This window comes from Methylobacterium sp. E-012 (genome assembly GCF_057836545.1).
The window spans coordinates 5,430,887-5,455,289 of record NZ_JBYQEY010000001.1 but is presented as its reverse complement, the minus strand read 5'-3'; the positions used below and the strand labels follow the sequence as shown (position 1 = coordinate 5,455,289).

Annotated in this window: 23 protein-coding genes; 10 read left to right on the top strand and 13 right to left on the bottom strand. The window is 70.5% G+C overall.

Annotation, left to right across the window (positions count from 1 at the left end):
- Positions 1–135 precede the first annotated feature (135 nt).
- Complete coding sequence (locus AC3IF1_RS26120) at positions 136–1,968, top strand: alkaline phosphatase family protein (protein WP_489219956.1); 1,833 nt, start codon at positions 136–138, stop codon at positions 1,966–1,968.
- Between the two features lie 109 nt (positions 1,969–2,077).
- On the opposite strand, the gene AC3IF1_RS26115 is transcribed toward AC3IF1_RS26120, so the two are convergent.
- The 3 genes from AC3IF1_RS26115 to AC3IF1_RS26105 all read right to left on the bottom strand — a co-directional run bounded on the left by AC3IF1_RS26115 (position 2,078) and on the right by AC3IF1_RS26105 (position 3,605).
- Positions 2,078–2,359 (bottom strand): DUF2312 domain-containing protein, encoded by a 282-nt coding sequence (locus AC3IF1_RS26115; protein WP_243965991.1) that lies wholly within the window; start codon positions 2,357–2,359, stop codon positions 2,078–2,080.
- Between the two features lie 104 nt (positions 2,360–2,463).
- On the bottom strand, positions 2,464–2,772 hold the full coding sequence (locus tag AC3IF1_RS26110) for a DUF1244 domain-containing protein (RefSeq protein ID WP_243965759.1): 309 nt from the start codon (positions 2,770–2,772) through the stop codon (positions 2,464–2,466).
- A gap of 56 nt (positions 2,773–2,828) precedes the next feature.
- On the bottom strand, positions 2,829–3,605 hold the full coding sequence (locus AC3IF1_RS26105; protein WP_489219955.1) for an N-formylglutamate amidohydrolase: 777 nt from the start codon (positions 3,603–3,605) through the stop codon (positions 2,829–2,831).
- Between the two features lie 176 nt (positions 3,606–3,781).
- Between AC3IF1_RS26105 and AC3IF1_RS26100 the strand changes: the two genes are divergently transcribed.
- The 3 genes from AC3IF1_RS26100 (at position 3,782) to pyk (ending at position 7,088) form a co-directional block, all read left to right on the top strand.
- Positions 3,782–5,101: a glycerate kinase type-2 family protein gene (locus AC3IF1_RS26100; protein ID WP_489219954.1), complete on the top strand. Its 1,320-nt coding sequence runs from the start codon at positions 3,782–3,784 to the stop codon at positions 5,099–5,101.
- Complete coding sequence (locus tag AC3IF1_RS26095) at positions 5,067–5,540, top strand: DUF1036 domain-containing protein (RefSeq protein WP_489219953.1); 474 nt, start codon at positions 5,067–5,069, stop codon at positions 5,538–5,540. Before AC3IF1_RS26100 ends, AC3IF1_RS26095 begins: the two co-directional genes overlap by 35 nt.
- 111 nt (positions 5,541–5,651) lie before the next feature.
- Entirely contained in the window at positions 5,652–7,088 is a 1,437-nt protein-coding gene (gene pyk, locus AC3IF1_RS26090; protein WP_489219952.1) for a pyruvate kinase, read from the top strand.
- A 178-nt stretch (positions 7,089–7,266) separates the two neighbouring features.
- Here the strand turns inward: pyk and AC3IF1_RS26085 are convergent, their stop codons facing one another.
- The 6 genes from AC3IF1_RS26085 to ubiG form a co-directional block, all read right to left on the bottom strand.
- Positions 7,267–8,256, bottom strand: coding sequence for an alpha/beta fold hydrolase (locus AC3IF1_RS26085; RefSeq protein WP_489219951.1), 990 nt, complete (start codon positions 8,254–8,256; stop codon positions 7,267–7,269).
- Positions 8,257–8,273: 17 nt separating this feature from the next.
- Positions 8,274–8,885 carry a tetratricopeptide repeat protein gene (locus tag AC3IF1_RS26080; protein ID WP_489219950.1) on the bottom strand — a complete coding sequence of 204 codons (612 nt, stop codon included), beginning with the start codon at positions 8,883–8,885 and terminating at the stop codon, positions 8,274–8,276.
- Positions 8,886–9,005: 120 nt separating this feature from the next.
- Complete coding sequence (gene ykgO, locus AC3IF1_RS26075) at positions 9,006–9,131, bottom strand: type B 50S ribosomal protein L36 (RefSeq protein ID WP_003601867.1); 126 nt, start codon at positions 9,129–9,131, stop codon at positions 9,006–9,008.
- Between the two features lie 162 nt (positions 9,132–9,293).
- Positions 9,294–9,914, bottom strand: a complete 621-nt coding sequence (locus AC3IF1_RS26070; RefSeq protein WP_489219949.1) for a PAS domain-containing protein — start codon at positions 9,912–9,914, stop codon at positions 9,294–9,296.
- 149 nt (positions 9,915–10,063) lie between these two features.
- The gene (locus AC3IF1_RS26065; protein WP_489219948.1) at positions 10,064–10,633 is read right to left on the bottom strand and encodes a YbhB/YbcL family Raf kinase inhibitor-like protein; all 570 of its coding nucleotides are present in this window, start codon (positions 10,631–10,633) and stop codon (positions 10,064–10,066) included.
- A 47-nt stretch (positions 10,634–10,680) separates the two neighbouring features.
- Positions 10,681–11,442 carry a bifunctional 2-polyprenyl-6-hydroxyphenol methylase/3-demethylubiquinol 3-O-methyltransferase UbiG gene (gene ubiG / locus AC3IF1_RS26060; RefSeq protein WP_489219947.1) on the bottom strand — a complete coding sequence of 254 codons (762 nt, stop codon included), beginning with the start codon at positions 11,440–11,442 and terminating at the stop codon, positions 10,681–10,683.
- Positions 11,443–11,678: 236 nt separating this feature from the next.
- Between ubiG and AC3IF1_RS26055 the strand changes: the two genes are divergently transcribed.
- The 5 genes from AC3IF1_RS26055 to AC3IF1_RS26035 all read left to right on the top strand — a co-directional run bounded on the left by AC3IF1_RS26055 (position 11,679) and on the right by AC3IF1_RS26035 (position 19,101).
- Entirely contained in the window at positions 11,679–12,914 is a 1,236-nt protein-coding gene (locus tag AC3IF1_RS26055) for an aspartate kinase (protein WP_489219946.1), read from the top strand.
- A 189-nt stretch (positions 12,915–13,103) separates the two neighbouring features.
- On the top strand, positions 13,104–15,365 hold the full coding sequence (gene ptsP / locus AC3IF1_RS26050; RefSeq protein ID WP_489219945.1) for a phosphoenolpyruvate--protein phosphotransferase: 2,262 nt from the start codon (positions 13,104–13,106) through the stop codon (positions 15,363–15,365).
- A gap of 213 nt (positions 15,366–15,578) precedes the next feature.
- Positions 15,579–16,664, top strand: coding sequence for a peptide chain release factor 1 (gene prfA / locus AC3IF1_RS26045; RefSeq protein WP_489219944.1), 1,086 nt, complete (start codon positions 15,579–15,581; stop codon positions 16,662–16,664).
- A gap of 8 nt (positions 16,665–16,672) precedes the next feature.
- Positions 16,673–17,566: a peptide chain release factor N(5)-glutamine methyltransferase gene (gene prmC, locus AC3IF1_RS26040; protein WP_489219943.1), complete on the top strand. Its 894-nt coding sequence runs from the start codon at positions 16,673–16,675 to the stop codon at positions 17,564–17,566.
- A 416-nt stretch (positions 17,567–17,982) separates the two neighbouring features.
- Positions 17,983–19,101, top strand: coding sequence for a DUF4167 domain-containing protein (locus tag AC3IF1_RS26035; RefSeq protein ID WP_489219942.1), 1,119 nt, complete (start codon positions 17,983–17,985; stop codon positions 19,099–19,101).
- A 73-nt stretch (positions 19,102–19,174) separates the two neighbouring features.
- Here the strand turns inward: AC3IF1_RS26035 and AC3IF1_RS26030 are convergent, their stop codons facing one another.
- From AC3IF1_RS26030 to AC3IF1_RS26015, 4 genes are all read right to left on the bottom strand, one after another.
- Positions 19,175–19,927: a hypothetical protein gene (locus AC3IF1_RS26030; protein WP_489219941.1), complete on the bottom strand. Its 753-nt coding sequence runs from the start codon at positions 19,925–19,927 to the stop codon at positions 19,175–19,177.
- An 11-nt stretch (positions 19,928–19,938) separates the two neighbouring features.
- Positions 19,939–20,664: an RlmE family RNA methyltransferase gene (locus tag AC3IF1_RS26025; protein ID WP_243965905.1), complete on the bottom strand. Its 726-nt coding sequence runs from the start codon at positions 20,662–20,664 to the stop codon at positions 19,939–19,941.
- Positions 20,665–20,674: 10 nt separating this feature from the next.
- Entirely contained in the window at positions 20,675–21,757 is a 1,083-nt protein-coding gene (locus tag AC3IF1_RS26020; RefSeq protein WP_489219940.1) for a Ppx/GppA phosphatase family protein, read from the bottom strand.
- Between the two features lie 110 nt (positions 21,758–21,867).
- Positions 21,868–22,341: a response regulator gene (locus AC3IF1_RS26015; RefSeq protein WP_243965911.1), complete on the bottom strand. Its 474-nt coding sequence runs from the start codon at positions 22,339–22,341 to the stop codon at positions 21,868–21,870.
- Between the two features lie 314 nt (positions 22,342–22,655).
- Between AC3IF1_RS26015 and AC3IF1_RS26010 the strand changes: the two genes are divergently transcribed.
- Positions 22,656–23,465 (top strand): cold-shock protein, encoded by an 810-nt coding sequence (locus AC3IF1_RS26010; protein ID WP_489219939.1) that lies wholly within the window; start codon positions 22,656–22,658, stop codon positions 23,463–23,465.
- Positions 23,466–24,403 lie beyond the last annotated feature (938 nt).

Genomic DNA, 24,403 nt, shown 5'->3' with positions numbered 1-24,403 from the left:
CCTCCCCCCTTTGCGGGGGAGGGAGAGACGCGGAACCGATCGTGCTCCTTCTCGCACGACGCCCCGCAAGCCTTCTGTCACGCGCCTGTCACAGTCTCCGCTCACGCCGCTTGCCGGACGCAACGGAGAGTCATCGTGCTGCGCGCACTCACTTCCTGCCTGATCGGATTGGGGCTCCTCGGCGCGTCCGGAGCGCAGGCAGAGCCGCGCAATGTGGTGTTGTTCGTCGCCGACGGCTTGCGCTACGGCATGGTCGACGCCACGAATGCCCCGACCATGGACCGGCTCATGAGGGCCGGCGTGCGGTTCACCAACACCCATTCGCTGTTCCCGACCTTCACGATGCCCAATGCCACCGCCATGGCGACCGGGCACATGCTCGGCGATACCGGCCAGTACGGGAACACGATCTACACGGCGTTTCCGGTGCCGGGTGCGGGCGAGAGCCTCACGCCGTTCCTGGAGAACGACCCGGTCCTCGGCGACGTCGACGAGCATTTCGCCGGCAATTACCTGAACGAGGAGACGATCCTACGGGCCGCCCATGCCAAGGGCCTGTCCACCGCGAGCATTGGCAAGCTCGGGCCGTCCCTGGTCTTCGATCACACCGCCCGCGCCGGTCAGGAGACGATCCTGATCGACGACAGCACGGGGCGCGCGGGCGGGATCCCGCTGAGCGACGAGCTCAAGACCCGCCTCGGCGCGGCCGGCCTGCCCGTCCAGGCGCCGACGCGGGGCGCCAACGGAGCGGCCGGGAACGCCGAGACGCCGGGCACCGTCGCGGCCAATGTCGAGCAGCAGGCCTATTTCGCCGACGTGGCGACCAAGGCCGTGCTGCCGCTGTTCGCGGCGCGGAAGGCCCCCTTCGTGCTGGTGTTCTGGTCGCGGGATCCGGATGGGACACAGCACAACCAGGGTGACAGTCTGGGCCGGCTAATTCCCGGCATCAACGGCCCGACCAGCCTGGCGGCCATCCACAACGCCGACACCAACCTCGCCACCCTGCTCGCCGCGCTGAAGGAGCAGGGGCTCGCCGACACGACCGACGTGATCCTGACCTCGGATCACGGCTTCTCGACCATCTCCAAGGAGAGCGCGACGAGCTTCGCGGCCACCCAGAGCTACAAGGGCGTCCCGACCCGTCAGCTTCCGCCCGGCTTCGTCGCCATCGACATCGCGCATGCCCTCGGCTCGAACCTGTTCGATCCCGACGCCAAGGGCGCCAAGCTCGCACCGGACAGCTTCCCGAGCCGGGCGAACGGCCTGATCGGCACCGACCCGGTCAAGCCGGACGTGGTGGTGGCGGCCAATGGCGGGTCCGACCTCGTCTACCTCCCCAACGGCGACCAAGCCCTGGCGCGCCGGGTGGTCGAGGCCCTGTCGCGGCAGGACTATGTGAGCGGCCTGTTCGTCAGCGCCGCCCTCGGCTCGATCCCGGGGACGCTACCGCTCTCGGCCATCGCCCTCGACGGCTCGGCGCTGACCCCGATGCCCGCCATCGTCGTGAACTTCCGGAGCTTCTCCACCGGCTGCGCCGATCCGACCACCTGCGGCGTCGAGGTCTCGGACACAGCGCTGCAGCAGGGCCAGGGCATGCACGGCAGCTTCTCGCGGGCCGACACGAGGAACGTGATGGGCGCCCTGGGCCCGAGCTTCCGCGCCGGCCTCGAGAGCCCGGTCCCGGCGAGCAACGCTGACCTCGGCAAGACGATCGCCCGGATCCTCGATCTCACGATCCCCGCAAAGGGCACCCTGGTCGGCCGCGTCCTCACCGAGGCTCTGGTCAACGGCGCGACGCCCATAACCGAAGCGAAGGTCGTGCGCTCGGACCCGGACGCCACCGGTCTGGCGACGATCCTGACGTATCAGACGGTCGGGGGGACGCGCTATTTCGATACCGCCGGCTATCCAGGCCGCACCCTCGGCTTGAGCGGGGAGAGCCGCCCGGCCGCGATCGACGCGCAGTGAGATCGCAACCGGGGTCCCCGGTCCCGTCGGTCCGCCGCCCAGACGCCCCCTGAGCCGCCGTTCGGGGCCGTGTCGCCCCGAACGGGCGGAAGTCGTCCCGGACCCTGGCCTACGCCATGCCGAGGGCCTGCATGTAGAGCTCGAGGATGGCCTCCTGCTCCTGGCGCTCGCTGTGATCCTGTTTGCGGATCCGCAGGATCGTGCGGACCGCCTTGGCGTCGAAGCCCCGGCCCTTCAGCTCGGCGAACACCTCTTTGATGTCGCCCATGATGCCGGCCTTCTCCTCCTCCAGCCGCTCCAGGCGCTCGATGAACTGCTTCAGCTCGTCGGCGGCCACGCCCTCGGCCGACGAGACGTCGCCGCCGGGCCGCTGGGACGCGGCGCTGGGCATCGAATGGGCGTTCATGGAGCTCTCCGGACTGCACGGCGCGGTTGCGCCCTCGACCCGTGGTTAACGGGGCGAACTTACCGGAAGCTTAGCCGATTCGCGGCCGTTCAGTGTCCCTCGGGCCGTGAGGCTGCGAAGCCCGCCTGCTGCTCGGCGCTCGCCTCGGTCTGGAACTGCGCCTTCCAGGCGCCGTAGGGCATGCCGTAGACCGCTTCGCGGCCCTCGTCCTTGGTCATCGGCACGCCGTGGGCGTCGGCGGCGTCCTTGAGCCAGTTCGAAAGGCAGTTCCGGCAGAATCCCGCGAGGTTCATCAGGTCGATGTTCTGCACGTCCGTGCGGGCGCGCAGGTGCGCGACGAGCCTGCGGAACACGGCCGCTTCGAGTTCGGTCCGGGTCTGGGCGTCGATCTCGCTCATTGAAGGCTTTCCACTTCTTGCACAGTCCCAGGATTTCGGGACCGGGCGCGCCGGGATCAAGACGCGATCAGCGGCCGGAGGATGCGGGCGAAGCGCGCGGCCCACTCGAGCTGACCCTCCTCGCCGGCGATCAGATCCTGGCGGATCTCCACCAGGGCGTTGGGCAGGCCGCGCGCGGTGGCGTGACGATCGATCGTGTCGCCCGGCAGGCCGCCGCCATAGGGTTCGTTGTCGCCGACCGTCAGGCCGGCGGGATCGGCTTCGAGGGCCGTGATCAGCGGGCGGGCGAAACGCGCGTCGCGGTCGTAGAGGATGCCGACATGCCAGGGCCGCGGATTGCCGCGCCAATACGGCGTGAAGCTGTGCATGGTCAGGATCGCGGGCGGCCGGCCGGCGGCCTCGGCCCGAGCGATCGCCGCCGCGATGGCGGCGTCGAACGGCGCGTAGAAGCGGGCGATCCGCGCCTGCTTGCCGGCCTCGTCGATCCGGGCATTGCCCGGCACCACGGCGCCGTCGGAGAGGCGCATCACCAGCGTCGGGTCGGTGCGCCCGCGGTTCGGGTCGATGATCAGGCGGGAGAAGTTCGTCAGGATCGCCGGCACGCCGAGCTGCGCGGCCAGGCGCCGGGTCACCGCCGCCGCGCCGATATCGTAGGCGATGTGCCGGGCGAACTCGCGGGCCGGCAGGCCGAGATCGATATCCGGCGGAACATGGTTCGAGGCGTGGTCGCAGGCGATGACGAGGCCGCAGCCGGGGTCGCCGGGTATGATCTCGCAGGGATGCGGCGCCGGATACGGATCCGGGGTGGCCACTTCAATCTCCGGACGGGTCACGGGGCTCCGAGGTCTTCAGATCTGTGCGGGGGTGCCGATGGCGCTTGCCGTGGCGCGGCGGCTCGGGCAGATCACCTATCAAGGATCGTGCGCTCACGGCAAGAAACGGGCCCGCCGCCCGCAGAGAAACGGGCGGGGACCGCGCGATCGGGTCAGAGAGGAGCCCGTCCGACGCCATGACCGAGACCGTCCCGCCCGTCGCCGATCCGGCCATCCAGGCGCAGCGCGCGTTGCTCGACCGCCTGCTCACGGCGGCGATCCGCGCCACCCATCCCGATCTCTGCCTGCCGCCGCATCTGCCGGCGCCGAGCCCGGGCCGGTTGATCATCCTGGCCGCCGGCAAGGCGGCCGGCAGCATGAGCGCGGTGGCGAGCCGGTTCTACCGGCAGCAGCACGGGCTGGGCGACGACCGGATCGTCGGCCTGGCGGTGGCGCGCCACGGCTACGGCCAGGACGCCCCGGGGATCCACATGGTCGAGGCGGGCCATCCGGTGCCCGACGAGGCCGGTCTCGCGGCGACCAAGGAGGCCCTGCGGCTCGCCACCGAGGCCGGCCCGGAGGACGAGGTGCTGGTGCTCCTCTCCGGCGGCGGCTCGGCCAACTGGATCGCCCCGGCCGGTGACCTGACGCTCACCGAGAAGCAGGCGATCACCCGGGCGATGCTGCGTTCGGGCGCGCCGATCGGCGAGATCAACACGGTGCGCAAGCACATCTCCCGGATCAAAGGCGGCCGCCTCGCGCTGGCCGCCCGCAACGCCCGGCGGATTCTCACCCTCGCGATCTCGGACGTGCCGTTCGACGATCCGGCCGTGATCGCCTCCGGCCCGACGGTGCCCGATCCCTCAACCCTGGCCGAGGCCCGCGCCATCTGCGAGCGCCGGGGTATCCCGCTGCCCGAGGAGGGCCTGCGCCTCCTGAACGACCCCAACAACGAGACGCCTAAGGACGGTGATCCCGCCTTCGCCCGGGCCGAGTACCGGATCATCGCCCGTCCGATCGACGCCCTGAACGCCGCCGCCGAGGCGGCCCGGGCCGCGGGCTACGAGCCGGTGATGCTCGGGGCCGACCTGGAGGGCGAGGCCCGCACGGTCGCGGCCGAGCACGCGGTCGAGGCCAAGCGCCACAAGGCGGCCGGGCGCCGGGTCGCGCTGATCTCGGGGGGCGAACTCACCGTCACCATCCGGGGCGAGGGCAATGGCGGCCCGAACCAGGAATACGCCATGGCGCTGGCGCTGGCGCTGGACGGGGAGCCGGGCATCTCCGGCATCAGCGCGGACACCGACGGCACCGACGGCGGCCGCGGTCTCGCCACCGATCCGGCGGGGGGCCTCGTCGATCCGACGACCCTGCAACGGGCCCGCGCCGCCGGCCTCGACCCGGCCGCGATGCTGGATCAGAACGACTCCACCGCGTTCTTCGCGGCCCTCGGCGACCTCGTGAACCCCGGCCCGACCCGTACCAATGTCAACGATTGCCGCATCATCCTGGTCAATTAAGCTGCACGCTCCGGTCCTCTCCGCAGTCACGGTGGCCGGGCTCGCGCTCTTCAGCGCGAGTCCGGCGAAGGCTGATCTGCGCCTGTGCAACCAGACCGGCAGCAAGGTCGGCATCGCCCTCGGCTATCGCGATCCGCAGGGCTGGGTCACGGAGGGGTGGTGGGACCTCGCGCCGAAAGCCTGCGAGACCCTGCTCAAGGGCGCGCTGGCGGCCCGGTTCTACTACGTCTTCGCGGTGGACTATACGCGCGGCGGCGAATGGAGCGGGCGCTCGCTGATGTGTACGCGCGACTCGGAGTTCACGATCCGGGGCATGGAAGATTGCCTTGCCCGCGGCTATGACCGCAACGGCTTCTTCGAGGTCGATACCGGCGAGCAGAAGAGCTGGACCATCCAGCTCACCGATCCCAACCGGGCCGATGCGCCGGCGAAACCGTAACGTCCCGCCCGTGTCCTTGCGCGGCCCCGCCCCGGATGCGCACACCCACGTCCCATCATCACCACGCGGCGAGCCTCCAGGGCGCGCGCCGAGGATTCCGGAGGATATCGCTTGAAACGCTCGCGCCGCACGAAGATCGTCGCCACCCTCGGGCCGGCCTCCGACTCGCCGGAGATGATCGAGCGGCTGTTCCGCGCAGGCGTGGACGTGTTCCGGCTCAACATGAGCCATCTGCCGCGGGAGTTGCTGCCCGAGAAGGTCGAGGCGATCCGGACCATCGAGCGCGAGGCGAGGCACCCGATCGGGATCCTGGTGGATCTGCAGGGGCCGAAGCTGCGGCTCGGCACCTTCGCGGAGGGCGCCGTGATGATCGAGGCCGGTGCCGCCTTCGTGCTCGACGGCGATCCGACCCCCGGCGATTCGAACCGCTGCCACCTGCCGCATCCGGAGATCCTCCAGGCCCTGGAGCCCGGCCACGCGATCCTGCTCGATGACGGCAAGCTGCGGCTCTCGGTGGTCGAGACGTCGCAGAACCGGGCGGTGACCCGGGTCGAGGTCGGCGGACGGATCTCGAATCGCAAGGGCGTGTCGCTGCCGCACACGGTGATCCCGGTGCCGGCCATGACCGACAAGGACCGGGCCGATCTCGACGCCGGCCTCAATGCCGGCGCCGACTGGATCGCCGTATCCTTCGTCCAGCGGCCCGAGGATGTCGCCGAGGTGAAGAAGGTCTGCGCCGGCCGCGCCCTGGTGATGGCCAAGATCGAGAAGCCGCAGGCGCTGGCGCGGCTCGACGAGATCATCGAGATCTCGGACGGGCTGATGGTCGCCCGGGGCGATCTCGGCGTGGAGATGCCCCTGGAGCAGGTTCCGGGTGTGCAGAAGCGCATCACCCGCAGCGCCCGGCGCTTCGGCAAGCCGGTGGTGGTCGCGACCCAGATGCTCGAATCGATGATCACCGCGCCGGTCCCGACCCGCGCCGAGGTCTCGGACGTGGCCACCGCGGTCTACGAAGGCGCAGACGCCGTGATGCTGTCGGCCGAGAGCGCCTCGGGCGCCCATCCGATCGGTGCCGTGGAGACCATGAACCGGATCGCGGAGCAGGTGGAGCGGGACGCGCTCTACTGGTCGATCATCCGGGCGCAGAGTGCGACCCCCGACCACACGGCCAACGACGCCATCGCGGCGGCGGCGCACCAGATGGTCAACGCCCTCGACCTCGACGCCATCATGGCCTGGACCAGTTCCGGATCGACGGCCCTGCGTCTCTCGCGCGAGCGCCCGAACGCCACGGTGATCGCGCTGACACCCCGGCGGGAGACCGCGCGGCGCCTCGCCCTGGCCTGGGGCACCCATCCAATCGTCACGAAGGACGCCAGCGACGTGGACGACATGTCATTCCGCGCCGCCAAGTTTGCCGTGCGCGAAAAGTTCGCCGCAGTGGGCGACCGGGTGATCGTGGTCGCCGGCTTGCCCTTCGGCACGCCCGGGGCCACCAACCTCGTCCGGCTCGCCTTCATCACGCGGGAGCACGCCGAGAAGGCGTGATTCCTATGCGACCCGGTTTTTAAGACCCGCCCGCCGGTCCTGTGCGCAGGCCAGCCCGTGGCCGTTCAACGGCGTCCGATCGAAGGGCTCAGGGCAACCGATCGAAAGATCGCGCTTGGTCGGGTGGAGGGCGCGGATCAGGGAGACCTGTCGGAGATCCGCGCCGCCACCCCGCCGCTCACGGCGTGGCAGCCGGCACGGCCGCGGTCGTCTCGCCGGCGAGCCGCGCGATTTCCTCGGTCACGCGCTCCGCGGCGACGTACTGGAGCATGTGCCCGATCCCCGGCAGCAGCACGAGCCGCGCCCCCGGGATCGCGCGCGCGAGCGGCACCGCCTGAAGGTCGCTGCGCACGATCGGATCGGCCTCGCCGGAGATCACTAGGGTCGGCACGTGGATCGCGCCGTAGCGTGGGCTCTGCGCCGCGAGCGCCGTGGTCAGGCCTAGGAGATCCTGGACGTTGGCGAGCAGCGTCCCGGGGCGCAGGACCAGGGCGGCCCGGGCCGCCTGCGGGTAATCCGGCCGCTCCGGCTGCGGCCGGAAGACCCGGCGCGCCGCCTCCGGCAGGAAACGCTGCGCCAGCGGCGGACCGATGGTGCGGCTGAGCAGCCACGCCACCGGCGGCGTCACGGCGAGCCGCCAGTACCACGGCAGGTCCGGCATGCGGTCCGGCATCGGCATCGCCACGGGTGCGGCGAGGACGAGGGCCGAGACCCGCTCCGGGTGATCGAGGGCCAGCGCCAGTGCCAGCGAACCGGCCCAGGAATGGCCGAACACGATCGCCGGACCGACACCCATGTTGGACAGCGCCTCGGCGATCAGCCGCGCCTGCACGGTCGGCGCCGCGGCCTCCCCGCCGGCGATCCGGTCGCTCCAGCCGAATCCCGGCCGGTCGAAGGCGATGACCCGGAACCCTCGGGCCGCAAGGCGGCGGCCGATGCCCTCCATCGGGTCCGAGGCATTGGCCGAGGCACCGTGCAGGAGGACGATCGGGACCCCGCCCGCGGGCCCGTCCTGGATCGTGGCGAGGCGCCCGCCGGTCACGTCGACGAAGGGCCCGGCCGGCGGATACTCCGCGCCGACCCGCAGGCTGATCACGAGGCTGATGACGGCGCCGACAGCCAGGATGAGGCTCACCGCCGCTATGGGCAGCGCTAGGATGGCGAGCACGATTCCGAGCACCCGGGTCACAGGTCGCGGCCGTCGACCTCCGGCGCGAGACGATCGATCGCCTCGCCGATCTTGTCCATTTGCGGATAGAGTGACCGGGCCCGGCGGAACGCCGCCAGCGCGTGCACCTTATCGTCCTGGGATTCGTAGATCCGGCCCAGGGCGGCCCAGGCCTCGAAATGGCGCGGCTCCAGGACCAGCGCCCGCTTCAGATCGGCGATGGCGTCATCCCTGTCGGTCAGGAGCCAGAACACCGTCGCGCGCCGATTCCATCCCTCGGACCAGTCGGGCTCCAGGGCCGTGACCCGGTCCATCAGCTCGGCCGCGAGCGGGAACTCGTGCGCGGAGACGGCCTGGCGGGCCCGGTCCGTGAGCAGGTCTGCGGTGGCACTGCCGGACCCGGCGAAGCGCCGCTCGATGAGCCGGGCGATCCCCTTGGCCTCGACCGGATCCTCGCTGGCGCGCAGGCGGGCAAACAGGTCGTCGAGGCTCGGCGGCTTCGGCGCGGGTTTCGCCTCGGGCGCCGCGCGGTTGGGCCGCCCGGCGTCGGCTGCGGCCTGCGCCCCCGGCGTCGCGGCGCTGACGGCCGAAAGGAAGACCAGGGCGGCGAGGCAGCGCGTCGGGATCATGACGCCAGAGTGTGCGCCGCCGACAGACCCGTCAACGTGCCGCGGTGCCGCGCACGCGAAAGCAGCCGCGCCCGTATGGGAGCGGCTGCCCTTGCCCGACCGCGGCCGGGCCGAAAGCCTTCAACCCTGGCGGGCCTTGAAGCGCTTCTGGGTCTTGTTGATCACGTAGACCCGGCCCTTGCGGCGCACGAGCTGGTTGTCGCGGTGGCGGCCGCGCAGGGACTTGAGCGAGTTGCGGATCTTCATCGGTCTCTCGAGCCCGGAGGGCCGTCCATGGGTGAGATATCGGGAACGCCGCCGAGGGGCAGGACGCGCGAGCGCGTCCAGCGATCACGGCACACGCATCGCGGGATGGCGCCGCCATAACAGGATTCGCCCCGGCAAGGCAAGGCGCGGCCGCGATGCCGCTCAGTGAATGATGTCGAGGTTCGCGGCCGGCGACGTCTCCACCAGCTGGCGCCCGATCTCGTGCAGCAGCACGTCGAGCAACGGCTTGAGGCGTTCGAATGCCGGCTGGTGCAGCTCCGATCCCGCCGACTCGAACAGTGTCAGCGCCAGCCCGGCGACCCGGTCGATGCCGACCGAAGACTTGTCCGGGTCGCAGAAGGCGGATTCGTCGAGAAAGCCCCCGCCGTGGCTCGCGGTCACGTCGATGACGATCCCGCGCGCCTCGCTCACCCGACCCTCCCGGTCCCGGCTGAAGCGACCGCGCGCCAGGATCCATCGGACGTCGTCCGGTTCCGGCACGGTTCGGTACTGCGCCACGAAGAGGCCGCCCTGGCGAAGGAGATCGTCGATCCGGGCGCCGATCCGAAGCCGATCCCCGGGGTGGACGCGATCCAGGAGCAGCGCGAGGGTCGCGCCGCGATCGTTCCGGGCCGGTGGCACGCCCAGCATCGCGGCCGCGACCGCGTCGCAGCGCAGGATCTCGTCGGCGCCATGCCATTCCCAGGTGCCGACGTCTGAAGCGGCGAGCGTGCGCGCCACGCTTTCGCTGCCCTGTCGCCTCGTCCGCGCGTCGACCCCCACAGGCCCGCTCTCCGCTATCGTTTCGACGGTGCTGCCCGGACCGGGGAAGCTGAGGAAGACCTTAGAGGCACGGCCGACGCGGAACAACGCGACCGGGGCGCAAGCCTGTTAAGGGCCGACCAGTCGCTGAGCGGCTCAAGTTCGTGGGCTCACGCCCGGGCGTAGGTCCCGATGAGCATGCCTTTGCTCAGAACGTGGCCGTCCATGGCCTTCAGGAGCGCGCCGCGGCCCGGCTCGTCCGAGAGATTGAGGGTCTGCCGCAGGGCGTAGATCTGGAACACGTACTCGTGTGGTCCGTGTCCGCTCGGGGGATCCGGGGGCAGCCAGCCCGCACGCAGGAAGCTGTTCTTGCCGAGCGGGAGGGTCTTTCCGGGGCCGGGATCGGAGACGGCGCCCTCGCTGATCTGGGCGAGATCGGGGGGCAGGTTCCACGCGATGAGGTGAACCAGCGGCTGCGGCGTCGGACTCCCTGCATCCTCGACCAGCAGAACCACGGAGGCGGTTCCGACCGGCAGGCCGCTCCAGGTCAGCGGCGGTGACAGCCCCTCGCCGTCGGCGGTGAAGCGGACAGGCATGGCGCTCCTGTCGGCGAAGGCCGGGCTGCTCACGGTGATCGAGGCCGGGATGTCCGGAAAGTCCGCGTGAAAGGCCGTCTTCTCCATGCCGGCCTTCAGGCCAGACAGGGCCTCGCCGACCGCACTGGGAATCTTCTCGAGCATCGCCGTCTCCTCCGCCGCGATCCCAACGGCGGAAGCGGCATCCCGGTTCAGCCCCGGTGCTCGGCCGCGACCATGTAGTTCACCGCCTTGTCCCGGCCGGTGCGCCATCCGTCGGTGAGGGGGTTGTAGACGACCCCGACCGTATCGGCGACATCGAGCCCCCCCGCCCGGATCGCGCGGCCGAGTTCCTCCGGCGTCACGAACTTCGCCCAATCGTGCGTGCCCCGGGGCAGCCAGCCGAGGACGTACTCGGCCCCGACGATCGCAAGGGCGAAGGAGCGGAGCGTCCGGTTCAGCGTCGCCGCGAACAGCATCCCGCCGGGCTTCACGGCCGCGCAGGCCGTGCGCACGAAGGCCGGCATGTCGGAGACGTGCTCGACGACCTCCATGATCAGCACGGCGTCGAAGGTGGTTCCGGCGGCGACCACGGCTTCGATCGTCTCGCCGCGGTAATCGACCGGCACGCCGGCCGCCTCCGCATGGGCGCGGGCGACCGCGATGTTCTGCTCCGCCGGATCGAGGCCCGTCACGGTCGCGCCGAGCCGGGCCAGCGGCTCCGACAGCACGCCGCCGCCGCACCCGACATCGCAGATCGAGAGCCCGTCGAGCGGAAAAGGTGCGCGCGGATCGCGCCCGTAACGGCGGCAGAGGGCGTCCCGGATAAAGGCGACCCGCACGGGATTGAACCGATGCAGCACCCGCATCGGGCCGGCCTCGTCCCACCAGGTCGCGGCGAGGGCGTCGAAGCGGGCGACCTCGCCGCGGTCGACGAAGCCCCCTGTGCGGTGGTCCGTGGCTGCCCTGTCCATGCGCGTTCCGTCCTCAGAGTTCCACCCGCGCCTTATCATGGCGACCCCGGGTAAGTCGCCGCGGCGCGCGCGCGCCATGCTTGGCCGGTTGTTGACACCTCACCGAGCCGCTTGTACCCGCCGGGCACCCTTCGGACCGACCCGCGGCGGGTCCCGGCCCGTCGCCGCGGCGGGTTCCACCCCGTCGCCGCGACGGGTTCCACCCCGTCGCCATCGGGAACCGCGATCGAGAGACCATGCCCCGTCTGGTGATGAAATTCGGCGGCACCTCCGTCGCCAACGTCGAGCGCATCCGCAACGTGGCGCGCCACGTCGCCCGCGAGGTCGCGGCGGGCTACGAGGTGGCCGTGATCGTCTCCGCCATGTCGGGCAAGACCAACGAGCTGGTCGATTGGGTCAAGGACGCGAACGCGCTCTACGACCCCCGGGAATACGATGCGGTGGTGGCCTCCGGGGAGCTGATCACGGCCGGCCTCCTGGCGATCGCGCTCCAGAAGGACGGCATCAAGGCCCGCTCCTGGCAGGGCTGGCAGATCCCGGTTGTGACTTCGGACGCCCACGGCTCGGCCCGTATCGCCGAGATCGACCCGACGAATCTCGAAGCCGGCTTCGCCAAGGGCGAGGTGGCGGTGATCGCCGGCTTCCAGGGGATCCATGCCGAGACCGGCCGGGTGACGACCCTGGGCCGCGGCGGTTCCGACACCTCGGCGGTGGCGGTGGCGGCGGCCATCGGCGCCGAGCGATGCGACATCTATACGGACGTGGACGGGGTCTACACCACGGACCCGCGCATCGTGCCGAAGGCCCGCCGCATGGAGCGGGTGACCTTCGAGGAGATGCTGGAGATGGCCTCCCTGGGCGCCAAGGTGCTGCAGGTCCGCTCGGTCGAGCTCGCCATGGTCCATCGGGTGCCGACCACGGTCCGCTCCTCCTTCGATCCGCCGGACGCCGCGCGCCCGGGCACCCTCATCTGCGACGAGGACGACATCGTGGAACAGCAGATCATCACCGGGATCGCTTTTTCCCGGGACGAGGCGCAGATCACCCTGCGCAAGGTCAAGGACAGTCCGGGCGTCGCCGCCGCGATCTTCGGGCCGTTGGCGGACGCCAACATCAACGTCGACATGATCATCCAGACCGTGTCGGGCGATCAGTCGACCACCGACATGACCTTCACGGTCCCATCCGCCGAGTACGAGCGCGCCCGCATGATCCTCGACGAGGCGCGGACGCAGATCGGCTACGCTCAGATCGAGGGCGCCACCGACGTGGTGAAGGTCTCGGCGATCGGCGTCGGCATGCGTAGTCACGCGGGCGTGGCCGCCAAGGCGTTCCGGGCACTCGCCGAGAAGGGGATCAACATCCGCGCGATCACCACTTCGGAGATCAAGTTCTCCGTGTTGATCGAGGCGGCCTATACGGAGCTTGCCGTGCGCACGCTCCACTCGCTATACGGCCTGGATCAGGCCTGAGCCTGGGACGACGCGGTGTCGATCGGGTCGCGTGGTGTGAGCTGAACAGTCGCGGACCGTTTCGCCGATCCCAGAGCGCGTCTGGCGGCTGCGGCACGGTCCATCCGGCGCCGGCCGTCCCGAGCTTGGCGCCAAGGTTGCAGGGTGGTCGACGCCAAGGCCGCTCACCGACACTGGAACGACGAACCGATGCCCGCTGCGCCCGGAGGCCCGCGCCTGCTGCTGCGCCGCCTCCGCGAAGCGATGGCGGAGCCGGTCAGCCCTCAGGCGCGCCTCGACCGCATTGTCGTCCTGATCGCCGCCAACGTCGTGGCCGAGGTCTGCTCGGTCTATGTGCTGCGGGACGACATTACCCTCGAATTGTTCGCCACCGAGGGCCTGAACCGCGAGGCGGTTCACCAGACCCGGATGCGCGCCGACGAGGGCCTGGTCGGCCTCATCGCCCGCAACGCCGAGCCGCTGTCCCTCTCGGACGCCCAGAACCATCCGGCCTTCTCGTATCGCCCGGAGACCGGCGAGGAGGCGTATCACGCCTTCCTGGGCGTGCCGCTGCTGCGCGCCGGCAACACCCTCGGCGTCCTGACCGTCCAGAACAAGACCTACCGGGTCTATTCCGAGGAGGAGATCGAGGCGCTCCAGACCACCGCGATGGTGCTCTCGGAGATGATCGCCTCGGGCGAGCTGGAGGGCCTGGCGCCCGATGCCGGCACCGCCGCCCGGCGCCCGGTCCTGGCCCGGGGCATCGCGCTCGCCGACGGGATCGGCCTGGGCCACGTGGTGCTTCACGAGCCCCGCGTCGTCGTGAAGACGCTGATCGCCGAGAATGTCGAGCGCGAGGTCGCGCGCCTCGACGAGGCGATCGAGGAGGTGCGCTCGGCGATCGACGCCCTGGTCGAGCGCGGCGATCGGATCGGCACCGCGGAAAGCCGCGAGGTGCTGGAGACCGTCCGGATGTTCGCCCACGACAAGGGCTGGCTCCGGCGGATGCGCGAGGCGGTGGCCTCGGGCCTGACCGCCGAGGCCGCCGTGGAGCGGGTCCAGTCGGACAACCGCGCCCGGATGATGCGCCAATCCGATCCGTATCTGCGCGATCGCCTGCACGATCTCGACGACCTCGCCAACAGGCTGCTGCGCGCCCTGATCGGCCCCGAGGCGGCGGGGGTGCTGGTGCTGCCCGAGAACGCGATCCTCGTGGCGCGCACGATGGGGCCGGCGGCGCTGCTGGATTACGAGGCCTCGACGCTCCGCGGCATCGTCCTGGAGGAGGGCGGTCCGACCAGCCACGTGGCGATCGTCGCCCGGGCGCTCGGGATCCCGGCGGTGGGCGAGGTGGAGAACGCCACGGCGCTCTGCGACGCCGGGGACGCGATCATCGTCGACGGCGTCGCGGGCGAGATCCACGTCCGGCCCGGCCCCGAGATCGAGGCGGCCTATGCCGAGATGGTGCGCCTGCGCGCCCGCCGGCAGGAGCAGTACCGGGCCCTGCGCGACGTCCCGGCGCGGACCCGCGACGGGGTGCGGGTCGGCCTGCACCTCAATGCGGGGCTGCTGGTGGATTTCAGCCACCTGCACGAGACCGGCGCCGAGGGCGTCGGCCTGTTCCGCACCGAGCTGCAATTCATGGTGGCGCAGCGGATGCCGTCGGCCGCGGAGCAGCAGGACCTCTACCGCAAGGTGTTCGCGGCCTCGGCCGGCAAGCCCGTGACGGTCCGGACCCTCGATATCGGCGGCGACAAGATCCTGCCCTACATGGCCAAGCTCGAGGAGGAGAACCCGGCTTTGGGTTGGCGGGCGATCCGCATCGGGCTCGACCGGCCGGCTCTGCTGCGGATGCAGTTGCGGGCGCTGTTGAAGGCCGCCGACGGCGACCCGCTCAAGATCATGTTCCCGATGGTCGCCACGGTGGACGAGTTCGTGCGTGCCCGCGGCATCGTCGAGCGCGAGAAGGCCTACCTGAAGCGCCACGGCTACCGGCTTCCGAGCGAGTGCAAGCTCGGGGCGATGATCGAGGTGCCCTCGCTGCTGTTCCAGATCGACGAGATCGCCCAGGAGGCCGATTTCCTGTCCGTCGGCTCGAACGATCTGATGCAGTTCCTGTTCGCGGTGGACCGGGAGAACCGGCGCGTCGCCAACCGGTTCGATCCGCTCAGCGTCGCGGCCCTGCGGGCGTTCCGGCTGATCGCCGAGCGGTCCAACGCCGCCGGCTGTCCGGTGACGGTCTGCGGCGAGATCGGCGGGCGGCCGCTGGACGCCATGGCGCTGATCGGCCTCGGCTACCGGGATCTATCCATGTCGCCGGCCGCCATCGGACCGGTGAAGGCGATGGTGCTGAGCCTCGACGCAGACGCCGTAACCGAACTCATCGATGCCGAAATGGCGCGCATGCACGACGGCGATTCCCTGCGTCCGGCGCTGACCGCCTTCGCGCACGCCCGCGGCATCCCTATCTAAGGCCGGCCCTTGCCGAACATTCGGCCGGGGATGTACGGCAACGCCACGGCGCTTCCGGGCGGCGCGCCGCGGCGTCCGCCCTCGCATCGGCGGGGCGGGGAGGGGAGGACATCGTGCCGGGTCGAAGACCCGGCGAGCCGCGCCCTTCCGCGCTCGAGACGTGAGCCGCGCCCCGGCTGGACCAAAGCGCACTGACCTGCAGAAACACGGGCGATGATCCCCTTCCCCACCGAGCGCCTCGACGCCATCCTGGCGCGGCACGATTTCGTCACCGCACAGCTCGCCACGGGCGAGGGCGATCCCGACACCGTTGTCCAGCTCTCGCGCGAGCTCTCGGACCTCGATCCGGTCGTGTCGGCGATCCGCCTCTATCGGGCAGCCCTGGAGAACCTCGCGGGTGTCGAGGCTCTCATCGACGAGCCCGGCACCGACCCCGAGATGCGGGCATTGGCGGCCGACGAGAAGCCCGAGGCGCAGGCCGCGCTGGAAGCTGCGCATCACGACCTCCAGCTCCTGCTCCTGCCCAAGGATGCCGCCGACGAGAAGAGCGCGATCCTCGAAGTCCGCGCCGGCACCGGCGGCGACGAGGCGGCCCTGTTCGCGGGGGATCTGTTCCGCATGTACGCCAAATACGCCGAGTCGAAGGGCTGGCGCGTCGAGGTGATCTCGGAGAGCGAGGGCACGGTCGGCGGCTTCCGCGAGGTCGTGGCGGAGGTGAAGGGGCGCGGCGTGTTCGCCCGGCTCAAGTTTGAAAGTGGCGCCCACCGGGTGCAGCGCGTGCCCGACACCGAAACCCAGGGACGCATCCACACCTCGGCCGCCACCGTTGCGGTGCTGCCGGAGGCCGAGGAGGTCGACATCCACGTCAACGATGCGGACCTGAAGATCGACACGATGCGCGCCCAGGGGGCGGGCGGCCAGCACGTCAACAAGACGGAATCGGCGATCCGCATCACCCACCTGCCGACCGGCATCGTCGTGTTCGTCCAAGAGGAGCGCTCGCAGCACAAGAACAGGGCCCGCGCCATGACATTGCTGCGCGCGCGGCTCTACGATGCCGAGCGCAGCGCCAAGGATTCCGCCCGGGCCGCGGACCGCAAGGCGCAGGTCGGCTCCGGCGACCGCAGCGAGCGGATTCGCACCTACAACTTCCCGCAGGGCCGGGTGACCGATCACCGGATCAACCTGACCCTCTACAAGCTGGAGGAGGTCATGGCGGGCACGGCCCTCGACGAGGTGGTGGACGCCCTGATCACCGAGCATCAGGCCGAGCTGCTGGCCGCCGAGGGCATGGCCTGAGCGCCGTCGTGACGACCGGATCGAGCCGTGGCCTGTCCCGCCGCGCGGCCCTGCGGCACTGCGTGGCCGCCCTGGAGGCCGGTGGTCTCGACGGAGCGTCCAGGGATGCCCGCTTTCTGGTGCTGGGCATCCTCGGGATCGAGGCCCGCGACCTCCTCCTCGACGGGGAACGGCCCCTGGGGGACGACGAGGCCGCCGCCCTCGACGCTGCCCTGGCGCGGCGGCTGTCCGGGGAGCCCGTGGCCCGCATCCTCGGGACCTGGGAATTCTGGGGCCTGCCCATCCGGCTGGGGCCGGAGACCCTGGTCCCGCGGCCGGATACCGAGATCCTGGTCGAGGCCGCGCTCGCCGCCGTGCCGGACCGGAATGCGCCCCTGCGCTGCCTCGATCTCGGCACCGGGTCCGGCTGTATCCTGGCGGCGCTCCTCAGCGAGCTTCCCCGCGCCTCCGGGATCGGCCTCGACCGCGCGTTCGGTGCGTTGCGGGTGGCCCGCCACAACGCCACAGCGAACGGGCTCGGCGAGCGGGCGGCCTTCGCGGTCTCGGACTGGTGTGATGCGGTCCAGGGCGCCTTCGACCTCGTGGTCTCGAATCCCCCCTACATCGCGCGCGCCGTGATCCCGACCCTCGACCGGGCGGTCCGGGCCCATGATCCCATCGCGGCCCTCGATGGCGGGACGGATGGGCTCGACGCCTACCGGCGCATCCTCGACGGTGTTCACGGCGGGAACTTGCTTGCCCCCGGCGGGACGCTCGCCCTAGAGATCGGCTACGATCAGGCGGCGGCCGTGCGCCGTCTCGCCCTCGCGGCCGGCTTCTCGGATCGCGGCCTGACCCGCGACCTGGCGGCCAACGACAGGGTCCTGTGCTTCGGTCTTCCCACCGGCGACACGGAAGCCTAAGTAAGGGTCGACGCTTCACCGTCGAAAAAATGCTTGTTGCATCAGCCGGGGAACGCTAGTGTCGGCTTGAAGATCGCGAACCGTTCGTTAAGACGGACGATTGTACGGTCAGCGATGCACGCTGGTCGTCGATGGGTTTGCTGATCCCCCAAACGTTGAACCAGAGCGCGCGTGATGGCGCGGCGGTTCGGCAACACTCGAACCTGACAATCAGCTGGTTTCCGGTGCCTGGTGAGGGCACGCGGTGCGAGGGATGGTCAGACTGACGCGACGGTCGCAATGCGGCTGAACGCGCGGCGCCGCCGGGTGCGCTTGACCGGTCTGCGTCTCGAGATGTTTGCCGGGCGCTCCTGAAGACAGTCGTTTGCGTGAACGAGGGTCATTACAGACCAATGAGACCAAATCAGAATCGACGGATGCGCGGCCGGAACCGGCCGAAAGGTCCGAATCCGCTGACGCGCTCGTACGAATCCAACGGTCCCGATGTCAAAATTCGTGGCACCCCGCAGCACATCGCCGACAAATACGCGCAGCTCGCGCGGGACGCTCTGGCAGCTGGTGACCCAGTAGCGGCCGAAAATTACTTCCAGCACGGCGAGCATTACTTCCGGATTGTATCTGGTGCTCAGGAGCAGACCCGCCCGGCAAACACGGGCGGTTACGCCAGCCGAAGCTTCGACGACGAGATGGACGAAGGCGACGAGGACGGGCAGGGCAACGGCGCGTCCCAGAACGGTCACGCCTACAACGGCTACGACGACAGCGATCCCGGCCAACAGCCCCAGCCCTACGACAACCGCGCGGAGTCCAACCAGCAGGACGGCCGCCAGAACCGGGACCGGTTTCAGAACCGCGACCAGCGGCGGTTCGACAACAACGGCCGGGACAACACCGGCCGACAGGATTACCGCCGGCCGGATCAGGCGCGTCAGGATCAGCCGCGCCAGGATTATCAGCGGCCCGATTACCAGCGCCCTGATTATCGTCAGGACCGTCCGGTCAACCGGCAGGACCGCCAGGATTACGGCCGGCAGGATTTTCGGCAGGATCGCCAGGATAATCGGCAGGACACGCGGCAGGACACGCGCCAGGAGAGTGCGCAGGAGAACCGGCAGGACGGTCGCTCCGAGAACCGTCAGGACCTGCGCGGCGACCAGAACCGCTACGACACCGGACGCGGCGAGGCACCGCGGACCGAGGCACGATCGGAGCCGCGGTCCGACAACCGGCAGGAGCCCCGAGCCGAGGGCCGATCGGAGGGCGTTCCGCGCCGCGAGGCCGCCCCGCGGCGCGAGCGCCGCCGTGAGGCCGCCCCCGTCGTGGCTGCCGAGGATCCGAGCGGCCTGCCGGCGTTCCTGATGGCCCCTGCGCGCCCCGTACAAGCCGCCGAGCCGCCGGACGTGATTCCGGAGCCGGAGGCGAGTGCCGAGGAGGCTCCGGCGGCCAAGCCGCGCCGCCGCCGCCGCCCGCGCTTCGAGAGTGCCGCGGAAGACGGGGAGGCGCGCACGCCCGCCGAGGACGCACCGACCGAGTGAGCGGACATCGCCAACGATGGAACTGAAAAAGGCCGTCCCGGGAAATCGGGGCGGCCTTTTCTGTCCGCGCCGCTCAGCGGCGGGCCGCGCGCCAGTCCGGATAGCCATGGACCCGGTGGACCAGCCGGTGATGCCGGCCGATCTCGCCGTAGGGCGCGATCTCCCAATCCCAAGCCGCTTCCGGCTGGGGCAGGGCGACCCCGAACATCAGGTCGAGGCTGTCGGTGATCCTCCCGGCGCGATCCTCCTCCCGCTGCACCGTGTCGGTGATCAGGCAGACCCGTCCGGCGGTTCGGGCAAAGGCGTCCAGGGCCGCGAGATGGGCCTCGATCAATCGAGCCCCGAGCTGGGAAGGCGCCGCGCATCCCCGAGCCTCGTAGGCGTCGAGCGGCACGATCGGGATCTGCGAGAGCAGGTTGGCCGAGACGATGAGATCTGCGCCCGCGCAGCATTCGGTTAGGTCCCCGGCGAGGCCGGCCCCGATCTCGGCGGTCACCAGGCGGACATGGGCGTGGCGTCGGACCGCGAGCCGCGCCGGCCAGGGATGGACCGCGTCCACGAGGCTGACGCGTTCGAACAGGGTTGCGAGACGATCCAGGGGCACGTCGTCGAGGAGTCCGGAGCCGATGACGACCGCCAGCCCGCGCCGCGGCGTCGCCGCCGCGGCGGCTGCGACCACGCCGCGCGCACGCTCCAGGTGCGGCGTCCAGGCGGCGCGGCAGCGCCGGGATCGGGCGTGGAGCAGCCCGCTCTGCCGGACGTAGCCGAGCCGGCGCAGGCGCAGCGGCGCGGGATTGAACTGCGCCAGCGCCCAGGCGACCAGCATCGCCGTCGGGCTTAGTCCCCGTCGGGGGCCGGGACACCGGCCGGCGTCCCGCGATAGCCTGTGGCCAGGACGTAGAGTTCGCTCGAATCCGCCCGGCTCGCCGCCGGCTTCACGTGGCGGACGGTCGCGAAGTCGCGCTTGAGGTCGGCCAGCAGAGCATGTTCGGTGCCGCCCTGGAGCACCTTGGCGAGGTAGGCGCCCCCCGGCCCCAGTACCTCGCGGGCGAACTCCGCGGCCGTTTCCGCGAGGCCGATGATGCGCAGGTGATCGGTCTTCTTGTGGCCGGTGGCGTTGGCCGCCATGTCGGACAGCACGAGATCCGCCGGGCCGCCGAGCAAGGCGGTCAGCCGGGAGGGGGCCTCGGGATCGAGGAAGTCCAGGGTGATGAAGTCCACCCCCGCCATCGGCTCGATCTCCAGCAGATCGATGCCGACGACCCGACCCGACGGACCCACCGCCCGGGCGGCGATCTGCGACCAGCCCCCCGGGGCGGCGCCGAGATCGACCACCCGCTGGCCGGGCTTCAGCAGCTTGTAGCGCTCGTCGATCTCCATCAGCTTGTAGGCCGCCCGGGACCTGTAGCCCTCGCGCTTGGCCCGGGCCACGTATGGGTCGTTGAGTTGCCGCTCCAGCCAGCGCTTCTGCGACAGGGTCCGCCCGCGCCCGGTCTTCACCCGCTGCTTCAGCTCCCCGCGCACACCGCCGCCGGAACTCGCGCCGCCGCGCCGGTCGCTCATCGCGATGCCCTCATCGCACGGCCTTCCGGATCCAGACCCCGTCCTCGCGCATCATGTTCATCAGCAATCCTTCGCGCAGCCCTCGATCGGCGATGCGCAGGCGCTCGGACGGGAAGGCCCGGCGAATCGCCTCCAGGATCGCGCATCCGGCGAGCACCAGATCGGCCCGGTCGCGGCCGATGCACGGGTTGTCGGCCCGCTGCTCGAGCCGGGTATCCAGGAGATCGTCGATCGCGGTCGTGACATCGTCGTCGTTCATCCACAGGCCGTCGACCCGCCGCCGCTCGTAGCGCGCCAGCCGCAGGTGCATCGCCGCGATGGTCGTGACGGTGCCCGACGTGCCGAGCAGATGGAAATGGGGCGCGGTCGCGGCCGCGGCGGCCCGGAGCGCGAAGGGGGACAGCTTGCCGGCCACCTCCTCGACCATGCCCTCGAACATGCGCCGAGTGACCTCGGCACCGCCGTGGCGCTCGGCCAGCGTGACCACGCCGACGGGCAGGGAATCCCAGGCCCGGATCCGCAGGGTCGGGTCGGTGGAGGGGTTGGCGGCGGCACCGTCCAGCCACGCGATCTCGGTGGAACCGCCGCCGATATCGAAGATCACCACCGATTCCGCCAGCGGATCGGCTAGGGCCGCGCAGCCGGTCACAGCGAGATAGGCTTCGGTCTGGCGGTCAACGATCTCGAGGTCGAGGCCCACCCCCCGGCGGACGCGCTCGACGAAGGCCGCCCCGTTCACCGCGAGCCGGCACGCCTCCGTGGCGATCACCTTGGCCCGCTGCACGCCGCGGGTCTGCATCTTGGTCCGGCAGATGCGCAGGGCTTCGACCGTTCGCTCGATCGCCGCCTCGTTGAGCCGATCGGAGGTCCCGAGGCCCTCGCCGAGCCGGACGATGCGGGAGAACGCGTCGATGACGCGGAAGCCGGAGAAGGTGGGCTCCGCGATCAGCAGGCGGCAATTGTTGGTGCCGAGGTCGAGCGCCGCGTAGGCGGGGCGACGGCGCTCGCGGCCCGGGAGCCCGGCCGGCGGCTGGTGCGGCGCTGCGCCGAGCTGGATTCGGGACGGCGCGGCCGCGGCGGTCTCGTCCCTCATCGGCGCGGCCGTCGGTCCTTCGGGTCGGCCGGGAGCGTTGCGCTCGGCCTGAGCTAATCCGTGACCCTACAGGCTCGGCGGGGAACTGCAACGTCCGATCGTGACAGGTGTCAGGCGACGGCCTTCATGATGCCGGCCCGCCTTGGGATCGGCCGCAGGAGGCTCTTCACCTGCGAATAGGGGCGCGGCCGGTTGATCACCTCGTCGAGGCGGGACCACAGGGTCTTCGGCGAGAACGGCTTGGCGATGATCTCGTTGACCCCGAGCGCCACCGCCCGGTCGACGACGTTCCGGCGGGGTTGGGCGAGCATCAGGATGATCGGGATGGTCGGGCAGGGCGAGGTCGTGGGCGTGCGCGCGAGCCGGATGAATTCCTCGCCCGACAGGATCGACAGGTCCCAGTCGATGATGCTGATGTCCGGCTTGCTCTCCGCCAGCACGCCCAGGGCCTCGGCGCCGTCCGGCGCTTCGAGGACGCGCTTGATGCCGACGCGCATCAGCATGTCGCGCACGATTCGGCGGATGTAGAGACTCTCATCGACGACGAGGGCCGAGAGATCGGGAAAGGTCGGTGTCGCGATCATGGCCGAGCGCAGTGCGGGACGCGTTTTCGACCCTAGCGTGCCAGCGTTTGCGTTTCGCTAATGCGGTTTCTCGCATGTGAATGAATGTGCCGGAGGGCTTCGCACGCCTGCGTTGTTTACCGCAAGAAAGTAACGAAATGGGCGCGTCTGGGCCAAGAAGGTCCTTGCGGTCAAGGCCCGATTGCGTCAGGACTGGGGCGTTATTCTTGGTTACCGCGACCTGGGGTAATGATAGTGCGGGGCGTGGGCTGTCTGGGATGGCGCGCACGCGGTATTCGGAATTTAGGGCGGCGGACGGTTTTTGCGAGCTTTCGATGGGACGTGGTCGTGATTTCAGGGGGCCGCAGAAGCGCGGCTTCGACGAGAGTGGCGAGCCGAGATGGCCTGACCAGGCACCCCCCAGCGGCGGATTCGGTGGTGGGTACGGTGGCGGCGGCTTCGGAGGCGGCGCCGGCGGTGGCGGCGGGTTCGGAGGCGGCGGGTTCGACCGTGGTCCGGCCCGCGGCGCAGCGCCGGTGGCGTCGGGGCCGGAACGTGATGCCACCGTCAAGTGGTTCAACAAGGAGAAGGGTTTCGGTTTCGTCGAGCTGGGCGACGGCTCGGGCGATGCCTTCCTCCACATCCGCGCCGTCGAGGCCGCCGGCCACGCGGATCTCATGCCGGGTACCCGCCTGACCGTGACCACCGCCCAGGGTCAGAAGGGCCCGCAGGTGACCAGCGTCACCAGCGTCGACACGTCCACGGCCGAGGCGCCTGCGCCCCGGCGTGAGTTCCGGCCGCGCACAGGCGGCTACGGCGGCGCCCCCGGTGGTGCTGGCGGTGCCGGAGGCGGCTACGGTGGTGGCGGCGGCGGTGGCTACGGAGCTGGCGGCGGCGGCGGTGGCGGGGGTGGCCGTTTCGCGGGCGGCCCGTCGGTGGAGATGAGCGGCACGGTGAAGTGGTATGACCCTGCAAAGGGCTTCGGCTTCGTGTCGGTCAATGACGGCGGCAAGGACGTGTTCGTCCACCGCTCGGCACTCTCCCGCGCCGGGCTCGAGTCGCTCGCCGAGGGTCAACAGGTCACCCTGGCCGTGGTCGACGGGCAGAAGGGTCGCGAGGCCCAGAGCATCAACGTCGAAGATTGACGGACCCGCGGCGGTCGTTCTGCCGCCGCGATCCATGACAAGATTGGAGGGCGGCGGTTCCGATGGGGCCGCCGTCCTTCGTGTTTCGGGTCCGCCATGCGTCCTGTCCTGTTTTCGATGGTCCTTCTCATGATCTCCGGCTGCGCCCACGCCGGAGACTTCACGGGGTTCTACGCGGGCATCAATGCTGGCTACGCCCGGGGCACCGAACGCGATCGGACCGTGACCCGACCCGCTGCCGAATCGCCGGCATCCCGTGTCCGACCCGGAGCCGGATCCGATTTGCCGCCGAGCGCCCAGGATGCAGTTTCGGCGCTGCGCAGATCCGATCAAGGCCATGTGGCCGCGCAACCCGGGCGCTGAACCACCGCGATGCGGCTCGGGCTGAGGACGTCGGGGAAGAACGGGTCGTGGGCAGGCTTCGCCGGCAACCGGCGTGATCGCTGCCAAAGCACCCCTCGGACGGTCAGTGCGCTCTTCACGCGTTTCCATCGGACACAGAGTGAGTGCCGCCCTGTCTCGTACCGGCCGCCGGATGATGCCAGCGCCCGGCCCTGCGCGTTTCCTCCCCCTCTGCGGGCTATCGGTTTCACACACCGTACTTGGCCGACGCAGCTCCTGCTCGCGGGAGAGTGTTCACATGTCGGCTCGAGGATGCGCTGTAGGCCCCCTGTCCCGTGCAGGAGGGGGGGCGAGGACGCGACGTCTGTTGCCAAGATCGATGCGTGAAACCGTTCGCCCGCAGAACGGAAGGACGGGCGTGTGGCGGACAGGCATCGACCGGGCGACGATCCCGAACGTGAAGGGTGAAACGGCAACCGCCATCGGAGAGGAAACCAGCGCCAGCTCTTGAAACCGCGTGTTCGCGCAGGATGGGAGTCGCCGGCGCAGGCGGATCGGAATGTCCCCGCATCGTCACGTCCGACTTGAGGCCGGTT

Bases quoted from the DNA above. Each gene is read 5' to 3' on its own strand.
- AC3IF1_RS26100 (WP_489219954.1), top strand. From the start codon at position 3,782: ATGACCGAGACCGTCCCGCCCGTCGCCGATCCGGCCATCCAGGCGCAG.
- ykgO (WP_003601867.1), bottom strand. From the start codon at position 9,131: ATGAAGATCCGCAACTCGCTCAAGTCCCTGCGCGGCCGCCACCGCGAC.
- ptsP (WP_489219945.1), top strand. From the start codon at position 13,104: ATGCCCGCTGCGCCCGGAGGCCCGCGCCTGCTGCTGCGCCGCCTCCGC.
- AC3IF1_RS26080 (WP_489219950.1), bottom strand. From the start codon at position 8,885: ATGATCCCGACGCGCTGCCTCGCCGCCCTGGTCTTCCTTTCGGCCGTC.
- ubiG (WP_489219947.1), bottom strand. From the start codon at position 11,442: ATGGACAGGGCAGCCACGGACCACCGCACAGGGGGCTTCGTCGACCGC.
- AC3IF1_RS26115 (WP_243965991.1), bottom strand. From the start codon at position 2,359: ATGCCCAGCGCCGCGTCCCAGCGGCCCGGCGGCGACGTCTCGTCGGCC.
- AC3IF1_RS26025 (WP_243965905.1), bottom strand. From the start codon at position 20,664: ATGAGCGACCGGCGCGGCGGCGCGAGTTCCGGCGGCGGTGTGCGCGGG.
- AC3IF1_RS26020 (WP_489219940.1), bottom strand. From the start codon at position 21,757: ATGAGGGACGAGACCGCCGCGGCCGCGCCGTCCCGAATCCAGCTCGGC.
- AC3IF1_RS26065 (WP_489219948.1), bottom strand. From the start codon at position 10,633: ATGCTCGAGAAGATTCCCAGTGCGGTCGGCGAGGCCCTGTCTGGCCTG.
- AC3IF1_RS26055 (WP_489219946.1), top strand. From the start codon at position 11,679: ATGCCCCGTCTGGTGATGAAATTCGGCGGCACCTCCGTCGCCAACGTC.
- AC3IF1_RS26095 (WP_489219953.1), top strand. From the start codon at position 5,067: ATGTCAACGATTGCCGCATCATCCTGGTCAATTAAGCTGCACGCTCCG.
- AC3IF1_RS26110 (WP_243965759.1), bottom strand. From the start codon at position 2,772: ATGAGCGAGATCGACGCCCAGACCCGGACCGAACTCGAAGCGGCCGTG.
- prfA (WP_489219944.1), top strand. From the start codon at position 15,579: ATGATCCCCTTCCCCACCGAGCGCCTCGACGCCATCCTGGCGCGGCAC.
- AC3IF1_RS26030 (WP_489219941.1), bottom strand. From the start codon at position 19,927: ATGCTGGTCGCCTGGGCGCTGGCGCAGTTCAATCCCGCGCCGCTGCGC.
- AC3IF1_RS26015 (WP_243965911.1), bottom strand. From the start codon at position 22,341: ATGATCGCGACACCGACCTTTCCCGATCTCTCGGCCCTCGTCGTCGAT.
- AC3IF1_RS26010 (WP_489219939.1), top strand. From the start codon at position 22,656: ATGGGACGTGGTCGTGATTTCAGGGGGCCGCAGAAGCGCGGCTTCGAC.
- AC3IF1_RS26035 (WP_489219942.1), top strand. From the start codon at position 17,983: ATGCGCGGCCGGAACCGGCCGAAAGGTCCGAATCCGCTGACGCGCTCG.